This is a genomic window from Mesorhizobium sp. WSM4807, from assembly GCF_055811615.1.
Map to the genome: position 1 here is coordinate 125,465 of NZ_JBVVQY010000018.1, position 10,684 is coordinate 136,148.

7 protein-coding genes and 2 pseudogenes are annotated in these 10,684 nt (G+C 62.4%); 3 read left to right on the forward strand and 6 right to left on the reverse strand.

Annotated features, from left to right (window positions below; translation table 11 throughout):
- The first annotated feature begins 365 nt into the window (after positions 1 to 365).
- Both AC0L3N_RS22615 and AC0L3N_RS22620 read left to right on the forward strand, forming a co-directional pair.
- Positions 366 to 1,684 (forward strand): annotated as a pseudogene (locus tag AC0L3N_RS22615) (NAD(P)/FAD-dependent oxidoreductase).
- A gap of 179 nt (positions 1,685 to 1,863) precedes the next feature.
- Positions 1,864 to 2,544, forward strand: coding sequence for an aspartate/glutamate racemase family protein (locus AC0L3N_RS22620; protein ID WP_473549585.1), 681 nt, complete (start codon positions 1,864 to 1,866; stop codon positions 2,542 to 2,544).
- 213 nt (positions 2,545 to 2,757) lie between these two features.
- Here the strand turns inward: AC0L3N_RS22620 and AC0L3N_RS22625 are convergent, their stop codons facing one another.
- The 4 genes from AC0L3N_RS22625 to AC0L3N_RS22640 all read right to left on the reverse strand — a co-directional run bounded on the left by AC0L3N_RS22625 (position 2,758) and on the right by AC0L3N_RS22640 (position 7,600).
- The gene (locus AC0L3N_RS22625) at positions 2,758 to 4,212 is read right to left on the reverse strand and encodes an aldehyde dehydrogenase family protein (RefSeq protein ID WP_473549586.1); all 1,455 of its coding nucleotides are present in this window, start codon (positions 4,210 to 4,212) and stop codon (positions 2,758 to 2,760) included.
- Positions 4,209 to 5,483: an NAD(P)/FAD-dependent oxidoreductase gene (locus AC0L3N_RS22630; RefSeq protein ID WP_473549587.1), complete on the reverse strand. Its 1,275-nt coding sequence runs from the start codon at positions 5,481 to 5,483 to the stop codon at positions 4,209 to 4,211. Before AC0L3N_RS22630 ends, AC0L3N_RS22625 begins: the two co-directional genes overlap by 4 nt.
- A 61-nt stretch (positions 5,484 to 5,544) precedes the next feature.
- Complete coding sequence (locus AC0L3N_RS22635) at positions 5,545 to 6,714, reverse strand: alanine racemase (RefSeq protein ID WP_473549588.1); 1,170 nt, start codon at positions 6,712 to 6,714, stop codon at positions 5,545 to 5,547.
- Positions 6,715 to 6,733: 19 nt separating this feature from the next.
- Positions 6,734 to 7,600, reverse strand: a complete 867-nt coding sequence (locus AC0L3N_RS22640) for a GNAT family N-acetyltransferase (RefSeq protein WP_123145917.1) — start codon at positions 7,598 to 7,600, stop codon at positions 6,734 to 6,736.
- 304 nt (positions 7,601 to 7,904) lie between these two features.
- Here AC0L3N_RS22640 and AC0L3N_RS22645 point away from each other — a divergent pair, with 304 nt between their 5' ends.
- Entirely contained in the window at positions 7,905 to 8,843 is a 939-nt protein-coding gene (locus tag AC0L3N_RS22645) for an ornithine cyclodeaminase family protein (RefSeq protein WP_473549589.1), read from the forward strand.
- A 158-nt stretch (positions 8,844 to 9,001) separates the two neighbouring features.
- Here AC0L3N_RS22645 and AC0L3N_RS22650 read toward each other — a convergent pair whose 3' ends face one another.
- Both AC0L3N_RS22650 and tdh read right to left on the reverse strand, forming a co-directional pair.
- A complete protein-coding gene (locus tag AC0L3N_RS22650) occupies positions 9,002 to 10,309 on the reverse strand; it encodes an NAD(P)/FAD-dependent oxidoreductase (protein ID WP_473549591.1) in 1,308 nt (435 codons plus the stop codon).
- 204 nt (positions 10,310 to 10,513) lie between these two features.
- Positions 10,514 to 10,684 (reverse strand): annotated as a pseudogene (tdh, locus tag AC0L3N_RS22655) (L-threonine 3-dehydrogenase); the annotation flags it as partial.

Here is a 10,684-nt window from a genome sequence, read left to right on the forward strand (position 1 = left end):
CTCAAACGGACATTATTCAAATCGGCGCTTCAAATCTGTGACCGCCTCAGGGCTGAGGCATTTTACGGTCGCGCTCCTTGCCACGGCCGGCCTTGTCGATTGCTGTCTTCATGTTGTCGTAGATACCGCGCCGCCGAATGCCACCGAACACGCGGAAGGCGATTATGGAACTTCGTCAAGAGATTATGACATTGATTTTAAAGCGTCAAAAACGGCAGCGCCGCAGCTCTGACGACGATAACATCGCCGTCACTCGCCGAATGCCGGCGATATTCGGTGCAAAATACCGAAGTGCCGCTGCAGTCAGTGCATTCTGCGGCACCGGTCGCCGATACTGCAATCTCTCATTGATTGCCGAGGCCGCCATGTCCCCTTTAATCCACCACATCAGCAGCGATGAAACGCTGCCCAAGTCAGCGGACGTCGTGGTGATCGGCGGCGGGATTGTCGGCGCCAGCGCGGCCTATTTCCTGGCGCGGCGCGGCCTGTCGGTGGCGCTTATCGAAAAGGGGTATGTCGGCTGCGAGCAGTCGAGCCGGAACTGGGGCTGGTGCCGTCGGCAGAACCGCGATGCACGCGAATTGCCGCTTGCCAATCTGGCGCTGCGGCTGTGGGAAGAGCTGACCGAAGAGATCGGGCACGACCTTGGCTTCCGCCGTTGCGGGCTCATCTATGCGACCGCGGATCCAAAGCAGCTCGCCGAATGGGACAAGTGGCGCGCCGTTGCGCGGCGGTTCGACGTCAAGACGCGGATGCTTACGGCCGACGAGGCCACTGCCGCCGTTCCTGCGGCTGGCGGCCGCAAATGGCTGGGCGGTGTCCACGCGGCAGACGATGGCAAGGCCGAGCCCTGGCTGGCCGCTCCTCGGATCGCCGAGGGCGCCCGCAAGCATGGCGCGACCATTCATCAGAACTGCGCGGCACGCGGCCTGGATATCACCAATGGGCAAGTGAGCGGCGTCGTCACCGAGAAAGGCCTTATCCGCACCAGTGCGGTGCTATGCGCCGCCGGCGCCTGGGCATCGGCTTTCCTGCGTATGCATGCGGTGTCGATGCCGCTGGCCAGCGTCCGTCAGACCGCCCTGCGGACCGGTCCGGCACCGGATTTCGGCGAGGCCGTCTTTACCCCCGACTGACGCGCCGGCTCGATGGCAGCTACACGATCGCCGTCAGCGGCCGGGCGACCCTGGAGATCACCCCGCAGGGCATCCGCTATGTCCGCCCGTTTCTGCCGATGTTCATGAAACGGCTGAAGGCGGTCGAGATCGGCATCGGCCGCTCGTTCTTCGAAGGCCCGGATTCAATGCGTCGCTGGCATCTCGACAAGCCGACCCCCTTCGAGCGCATCCGCGTCCTCGATCCGGCGCCCGACCAGCGGATGCTGGCGACCATCAAGACCCGGGTCAAAGCGATGTTCCCCAGCGTTGCCGATGCCGGCGTCGTGTCCACCTGGGGCGGGTATATCGATTCCACACCGGACGCGGTGCCGGTGATTTCCCCGGTGGACAGCATCGGCGGCATGTTCGTCGCCGCAGGCTGTTCCGGACACGGCTTCGGCGCCGGCCCCGGGTTGGGCCATCTGGCGGCGGATCTGGTCGCCGGTGGCGCGGCATGCGTCGATCCGACTCCGTTCCGCATGTCGCGCTTCACGGACAGATCGAAAATTGAAGTTGGCGACTTCTGATGCAATTGACCGCATGGCGACAGCAAGGAGCGCCGTGCGATCGCGGATCTGCATATCGGCTGGCCTAAGCGCGATCCGGACCGTTTGGTGAAGAGGATTCTCACGAGGGACCAGGTTGATGAACTGGTCAAGACATCCAGTTCCGCCAACTCAGCTTCCAGCAACTTGATGGAAACCACATGCCAAATCAAACCACGAGCGCTTCCGCCAGAAAGCTGGCTTTCATCCACACGGTTTCCAGCCTTGTTTCCGAGTTCGAGGGCCTCGCCAAAGAACATTTGCCCGACTGGAAGCCATTCGCGATCCTCGACGAGAGCCTCCTGAGAAATACCATTGAGCGCGGGTCGCTATCCGATCTGACGAAACGAAGGCTTGCTACCTACGTATGGTCGGCAGTCGACGCCGGGGCGGATGCGATTGTCGTCACATGCTCGACTCTCGGACCGGCAGTCGATGCCATTGCGCCGCTTTGCCCTGTGCCGCTGTTAGGTATTGATGAAGGCATGGCCAAAGCCGCTGTTGAGCACGGAAACCGCATAGGTGTCCTGGCGACCTTGTCCACAACGCTGGTGCCGACCGTGGATCTGCTGAAGCGCAAGGCATACGAGGCGGGCAAGGATGTAGCGATCGACGATGTGCTTGTTGAGGGAGCGTTTCAACTCCTCGCCGGCGGCGACGTCGAAGCCCATGACGAGCAAATCCGCCTAGCTCTCGAAGAGCTGTCGAAGAAGGTCGATGTGGTCATTTTTGCGCAGGCCTCGATGGCTCGTGCGGTGCGGGGCACGACCCACAGTCTTCCAGTACTGACAAGCCCCGGACTTGGGGTTGAAAACGTGAAACGGCGTTTAGAGCAGCGATAGGACAAAAGTGGGACAGGGTGCAAATGCCTAATACGATGCCGCAATATTGTTCGGCCCACGCGATGTCCGCCTGCCGAAACCGAGCTGCCGCCTCTCGTAGAGCTCGGCGACAAGCGCAGCGAGCCGCGCAGTCTTTTAACTGGTTAACGATCCGCCCGGCCCACTGACATAGATGGCGCCACCTGCGCCCTCTGCGCATGGCGAAGATGTCGCCTAGAAATAACCGAGGATGGACTTGACCTCGAGATACTCCAACATGCCCTCGAGGCCGTATTCGCGTCCGTTTCCGGATTGCTTGAAGCCACCAAATGGCGCGTGTGGATCCCACGCCGGGTAGTTGAGATGCACTTGACCGGCGCGAATCCGCGAGGCGACGGACTTGGCGACGTCCATATCCCTGCCCTGCACATGGGCCCCGAGGCCATAGATGGTGTCATTGGCGATGGTGACGGCCTCGTCGACTGTGTCGTAGGGGATGATGCAAAGGACCGGCCCGAAGACCTCCTCCTGAGCGATGCGCATGCCCGTGCGCACGTCGGAAAAGATGGTCGGCTTCACATAGAGCCCGACATCTAGGCCGTCCGGACGGCCCAGTCCGCCGGTGAGAAGTTTTGCGCCTTCCGAAACGCCGACGCCGATCATTGTTTGGGTCCGGTCGAACTGAGCACGATTGGCGATTGCTCCGTGGGTGGTGGCCTCCGAAAGAGGATCGCCGACGACGATCTCATCCGCGGCCCGCTGGGCAATTGACTCGATCTCGGAAAGCAGCGCGCGCGGCACGATCATACGCGTCGGCGCACTGCATGACTGGCCGAGATTGCGGAAGGCGGCGGCTATGCCCAGCGAAACGGCGCGATCGAGATTGGCGTCGGGCAGGATCACGTTCGGCGACTTGCCGCCGAGCTCCTGCGCGACCCGCTTGACCGTCGGCGCGGCGGCCTGGGCCACCGCGATGCCGGCACGGGTGGAGCCGGTAATGGAGATCATGTCGACATCCGGATGGGAGGCGAGACCCGCACCGACGCCTGGGCCATCGCCATTGACGAGGTTGAAGACACCGGCAGGGAAGCCGGCTTCTTCGATCGCCTCGGCGAACAGTAGGGCGTCCAAGGGAGAAAGCTCGCTCGGCTTCAGCACGATCGTGCAGCCTGCGGCGAGCGCCGGCGCAACCTTGGCGGTGATCTGGTAGAGTGGCCAGTTCCAAGGCGTGATCAGGGCGCAGACACCGATCGGTTCGTGGGTGACGGCGGTGTGGCCGCGCTGCTCGACGAAGGGGAAGGCTGTCAGGACATCGCGAGCGACCCTCACATGGGCGATCGCGAGCGGCACCTGCGCGGTGCGCGCATATCCGATCGCCGCGCCCATTTCGAGGCTCAAGCATTGCGCAAGCAGTTCGTTGCGCGCTTCGAGCAGCGCCTGCAGGCGGTCGAGCAGACCCGCGCGGTGTTCCGGCTTGGTACGGCTCCAGGTGGTGAATGCCCGGCGGGCCGCCGAGACGGCCGCGTCCACGTCCTCGCTGTTTCCGAGCGGAAACGGGGCCACAACCTCTTCCGTGGCCGGATTGACCACGATGCCCGTGGCGGTGCCCCGCGGCTCGCGCCATTCGCCGTCGATGAAGAACCTGCCCAGGCGGCCGTTGCGGGACAGGTGTTCAAGGGGCGTGGTCATGTCACGAGGTCCTTCATGCGGTAATAGGCGCCGAGGATCGGCAGGAACCAGGGACGCCCGAAGTATCCAGGGATCGCCGGCCAGTCGTAATCCTTCCAGGGGTTCAGATCGGGGCGCCCGTCCATGACCTCGGCCATGATGCTGCCCATCAGCGTCGACATCTGGGTGCCGTGTCCGCTATAGCCCATTGAGTAGTAGATGCCGTCGCGCTCTCCGGCGCGCGGCAGGCGATCGCGGGTCATATCTACCATGCCGCCCCAGCAGTAATCGACCCGGGTGCTGGCCAGTTCCGGATAGACTTCGACCATCGCCGCTTTCAGGATGCGGCCGCTCTTTTCGTCGGATTGAGGATTGGACACCGCAAACCGCGCTCGCCCGCCGAACAGCATGCGATTGTCCGGAGTAAGCCGCCAGTAGACAACGAGGTTGCGTGTGTCGACGACATTGCGGCGGGTCGGCATGAGGCGCTGAAGCTGCCCAGGCGACAGCGGTTCCGTCACAATCAGGAAGGCGCCGACCGGCACAATGCGACGGCGTATCCATCCGAGCGGACCAACCTGGGAAATGCCGCTCGCCAGCAGGACCTGCCGCGCGACGATTTTGCCGCGTGGGGTCTCCAATTCATGCCCGTCGGCGATCTTGCGCATGGCCATGACGGGAGCCCGTTCATAGACCTCGGCGCCACGCCGTGCCGCGGCGGTCGCCAGACCCCGGACGAACCGGCCGACATGCATGCTGGCGCTCTTGGGAAACAGCAGCCCACCATAGTAGCGGTTGGTGCCGACTTCGGTTAGCAGGTCGGCGCGCGCGATCATCCTGGTTCCGGGATCGACATTGGTCGCCAAGAGTTCCTGGCTGCGCGCCAGCATGTCGTAGTGCTCAGGCTTGACCGCAAGCTTGAGCTTGCCGACGCGGGCGAAGCTGCAGTCGATCCGTTCTTCCTGCACCAGCCGCTCGACCATGTCGACGCCAGCGTCGAAGGCCTTGTAGAGCGCGTTTGCGGCCGGCTTGCCGTGCTTGCCGGCCATGATGGCATAGTTCTGGGCAAAACCGTTGTTGCACATGCCGCCATTGCGGCCGGATGCGGCGTTGCCGATCGTTTCGGCCTCCAACAGTGCAACCCGGGCGCCCTTCTTGGCGAGGGCCAGCGCCGCGGAGGATCCAGTCAAGCCGCCGCCCACAACCGCCACGTCGTAGTGGCCTTCGAGCGGTTTGGACGTGCCCTCATTGAACGGCTGAGAGGTATCCAGCCAATAAGATGTAAACTTCATAATTGCACCACCAGTGCGTCAGTTTGCATGGGCGCCATGCAAAGCGTTGCGATTGGAGCCCCTACCATCCGCGGATTCGCTCCCAACGCGCTTCGATCCTGGGACTGTCCCCGTTGACGACGGCGTAGAAGTGATGCTGGGCGGCCATCGCGCAGGCATGGTTGGGCAGAATCCGGACCCGAGCCCCGAGCGGCAAATCGGGCATGGACTTTCCAGAACCAGCACGAATGGCGAGGATACCGTGTTCCTGGCTGGCCTGCGCCACGATCACATCTTCAAGCACCCGCCCCTTTTCGTCGCAGACCACGCCGTAACCTTGGTCGATCTGCTGGTTTGCGGTTCCCCGGTCGCGCGAAAGCGCCATCCACCCCGCGTCGACCAGCACCCAACCCTTTTCCGGCTTGGACCCGATCACCGTGGCCAACACGGAAATCGCGATATCGTCGAGACCGCAGACCCCTACCCCGTGCTGGACGAGGTCAAAGAACATGTAGACCCCGGCGCGCAGCTCCGTGACGCTTTCGAGGTTCTCGGCGAAGTGCGCCGTCGGCGTGGAGCCTAGGCTGACGATCGGGCAGGCATGGCCGTGAGCGCGCAAAGTTTCGGCGGCGCGCACGGTGGCCGAACGCTCGTTCTCGGCTGCCTTGACCAGCGCATCGGCCGTGCTCAAGCCATAGGACTCGCCGGCATGGGCGAGGACGCCGACCAGGTTGGCGCCTGCTGCGACGACCCTGTTGGCCACCTCGAGCAGCTTGGGATCGTCCGGCTTCAATCCACCGCGATGGTCATCGCAGTCCAGTTCGATGAAGACGGACGGCGTCACGCCGGTGTCCTCGCGTACACCGGCAAGGGCGTCGGCCTGCTCCACGGAATCGAGCAACAGCTTCACATCAGCGCCGGTACGGCGACAAAGCTCCATGGCGCGGACGACCGAAGCCGGCGACATGCCGACCGCATAAGTCATGTCTCGAAAGCCGTGGCCGGCGAAATACTCCGCCTCGGCGATGGTCGAGACCGTGATCGGACCGGGTTCGCCGGGGAACACATACCGGGTGACGTCGATGCTTTTGGCCGTCTTCATATGCGGGCGCAGCACCACGCCAAGCTTTCTGGCATGCTCGGCCAGACGCTGGATATTGCGCTCGAGCCGTCCCCGGTCCAGAAGCAGCGACGGGGTGATGAGGGCGTCGATCGTTTGGGCCGCTTCACGTGTCTTTACACTCGTATCCATCGCTCCCCTACCTCATTCCTTAACCGAACGACTGATTTGCCACGGCGTACATGCGGGCCGTCCCGTCGGAGACGGGCCGTCGCCCCTTGACCATCGCGATCGCAGCACCGACGCGCGCGAGGCCCAGGCTATCCAGCCAGTCGCCCAATCCGTGTTCGGCATAGACGTCGATGCGCACGAATTGGCCGTGAAGCGTCGCAAGCTGGGCCAGGATCAGGAGTCGCGCGTCTTGGGCGCTTTCGGCTGCAACAGGGCCGACCACGTAGCCGCGGCCGAACCGCCTGGCGATGGCGTAGCCTGCAATACGCCCCGCGCGTTCGATGACCAAAACATTGCCCGCATCAGCGAGGCCAGCCACCATCGACGGCCGGGGCATGCCTGTGGCCCGTTCGTCGAAGGCCTGGATCGCCGCGAGGTCTGGGACCGTCGCCTGACGGATGCCATCGCGGGTACTCTGCGTCACGGCAACGGTCAGCGAGCCCTGGTGCTGAAGCACCGTGCCCCAGGCATTGAAGCCGCGTCGCTTGTAGAGCGCGAGCCCCTCTTCCGTCGAATTGAGCAGCACGTTGCGCCCGTCCGTGGCCTGAAGCAACCCGTCAAAAAGCCGGGAGCCGTTGCCACCGCCTTGCGCGGAGCCAGTGACTATGATCATCCCGGCAGTGGCATAGGCCTGTCCGTAATTCCAGGACATGGCAGTGCCGATCACCTGTCCCGCCCGCTCGAGGACCAGGCCATTGCCGACCGTCACGGCAAATTCCCAGTCCTCCTGGCGATAAGGCCAGCCCATCTCCTGCGACAGCTTCAGCGCGCCCGGCACATGGCGGGTCTCGAATTTCATCAGCTCGGTCGGGGCGCTGACGATATCCCTGTCATGATCAACGGCCATAAGTGCAACGCTGTCGCTTGATCCAAAGTCAGATTGAAGTCGGACCTTAGAGTCGCGCCAGGCGGACAGTTTTCGCTGCTGTTTTGACCTTTGAATTCAGCGGGATCATTCGTTTTGAGCCGTCCGTCGGCATGCCATATGGCGCAAATCGGGCGAGGAATATCTGGCACCTTGAATCGCCCTTCGTGGCTGCCCCGCGATCGGCGTCCGCACGATTCACAATGGACGTGATCCCAGCCTCAGCAATGGCTTAGCCGCAACATTCCCCAGCGATGAAACGCTTGATGCTCAGAAGGAATTTTGGATGATCTACATCAGCGAAGAGGAGTCAGCCGCCCTCGTCACGCATGAACTTGCCTTCGAGGCGGCGCGGGAGGCTCTCGTGGCGGCAGCATCGCCGCAGAGCTTGGTCTTTCCCGCTGTTCTCGGGCGCACACAGGAGGCGACCAATACCTTCTCAATCAAATCCGGTTCGTCGGGCGACCTGACTGGAGTGAAAATTGGTTCCTTCTGGTCGGGCAACCCGGCACGTGGCCTTCCCCGCCACAACTCCACCATCGTGCTGCTCGATCAGCATACAGGTCGGCTCGGCGCCGTACTCGAGGCCGGCAAGGTCAACGCCTACAGGACGGCCGCCGCCGACGCGGTTGCGGCCGATCTTCTTGCGAGCAAGCAAGCCAAGGTTCTGGCGATATTCGGCGCCGGCAACCAGGCGGGCCTCGAAGTGATGGCGCTGGCACGCATCCGCCCAATCGAAACCGTGCTGGTCGTGGCCCGGCCTTCGCCGCGACGCGACGCGCTTGTCGATCAGATCGGAGAAAGGGGTCTGGAGGCGCGCGCTGCCTTGCCCGAAGAAGCCGTGCGCGCGGCCGACATCGTGGTGACGGCGACACCCTCACGCGAACCCCTGTTCGATGCCGCTTGGGTGGGACCCGGAACTCATATCGTCAGCATGGGGTCGGATGCTCCGGGCAAGCGCGAATTGCCGAGCGAATTGTTTCCCAGGGCACGTCTGTTTTGTGATCTGCTTTCCCAGTCCGTCCAGATCGGCGAGTTCCAACATTTGCGCGACGAGATCGAGGCCGGTGTGCTGGCGGTAACACCAATCGGCGACGTCATTGAAAAGCGTGCGCCCGGACGCCGCTTCGACAACGAAATCACGGTCTTCGACAGTTCTGGTATCTCACTACAGGATCTCTACATGGCCGACGCGCTGATCCGCGCAAAGGCGTCCCACCGCTGATCTAACGTGCTAGCCCCAGCGCTGCTGTACCACGCACCACCGTTAGCGATGGCGGCATGCGGCAAGGCCACTCGGGCGTCGCTCAGGCGAGGTGCAATGCAGACCGAAGCGGCATCCTTCGATCCTGTGCCGTAGCGTGTCCACGAGCCTAAGCAACGTCAATGCAATTTGAGACGCGGCCGGACAACGCGGTTGGCATGGCCGACCAGGATAAGAGCCAAGCCCTTGATCCAGCCATGTATGGCCACCAAGTGCATGCGGTACAAAGACACGTAGATCATCCTGGCCAGCCGCCCCTCGATCGCCATCCGCCCTCCGACGAGGTTTCCCATCAAGCTACCGACGGTGGAAAACCGGCTCAACGACACTAACGAGCCCTTGTCCCGATAGACAAATGCTTCCGGCGTTTCCCCAGCAATCAAGTGAAGAATGTTGCGATAAGCGGTCGATGCCATCTGGTGGGCAGCCTGAGCTCGTGGTGGCACCGGGCCGCCCGCCCCCTCTGGCTTGAAAAAGCAGCAATCGCCTATGGCGAAGATGCGCTCGTCCCGGCTCGTTTGGAGGGTGGGAAGGACGACAAGTTGCCTGCTACGCGCCACCTCAAGTCCGTCGAGCTCTCCTAGAATATTTGCCCCCTGCACTCCTGCAGCCCACACGCAAATATTGGCGTGTATCTGCTCCCCGGTAGCGCACCTCAATCCCGTTTCCGTTGCTTCCGATACAGCTGTGTTTGCGAGCACCCGGACGCCGAGGGCCTCAAGTTCCTGATGCGCGGCCTTTGCTAAAGCATCTGGGAGAGCCGGAAGAATCCGCGGCCCGGCCTCTATCAATGTGACCCTCAGCCGGGTCTCGTCGAAGACTTCCAGGCCATAGTGTCTCAGAGATGATGCAGCATTGTAGAGTTCAGCAGCGAGTTCAACGCCTGTCGCACCGCCACCTACAATAGCTATATCAACAAACGCGTCGTCGATTGGATCAGCTGACATTGTCCTGGAAACCCGAAGACAATGATTCAACAACTTCAATCGAAAGCGATCCGCTTGATGACGGTCTTCGAGGAAAAGACAGTGATCCTTCACTCCGGGAGTACCGAAGTCGTTTGAAACCGACCCGATTGCGATAACGAGGTAATCGTATCTGAGCCGATGTTGACCAACCAGCTCCGACCCGTCATCGTCGAAAATCGGCGCCACTATGACCTGCCGCGCTGTGCGATCGATGGCCTCCAACGACCCGTAGAAGAAGCGGTAGCCCCAACGGTGCCCGTGTCCGCGGTAGCCAACTTCGTCAAGATTTGCGTCGAGTGATCCGGCCGCAACCTCATGGAGGAGCGGCTTCCAGACATGGGTGTGGTTCCGCTCCACAAGAATGATATCGAAATCCTTACGGCCGAGCCGTGCTCCGAGCCGCCGCACGAGTTCAAGACCTCCAGCCCCACCGCCAATGACGACTATTTGAGTCTTCATTGCTGCTTGCCCGGTCTCGTTGAGGGATGCCTCTCAACACGACTACCCGCTGTCAGAGGCGCCAGATGGCAATCAAGTCCTGGATTCGATAGCCCTGAATGATAAAGAAGCGTCATCATCGCCCTCACGAACTCAAAAATCGCGTTGTTCCCGGGCGTTCACGCCGCGAATGGCGAGCCCTGGAGTCCAGCCCCAAGGCCGCCGTCACCAGTCCATCACCACCTTGCCCGAATTGCCGCTCTTCATCGCCTCGAAGCCGGAGATATAGTCGTCCACGCCGATGCGGTGGGTGATCAGGCCGCTGACGTCGAGCGGGCCCTGCACCAGTGCGATCATCTTGTACCAGGTCTCGAACATCTCGCGGCCATAGATGCC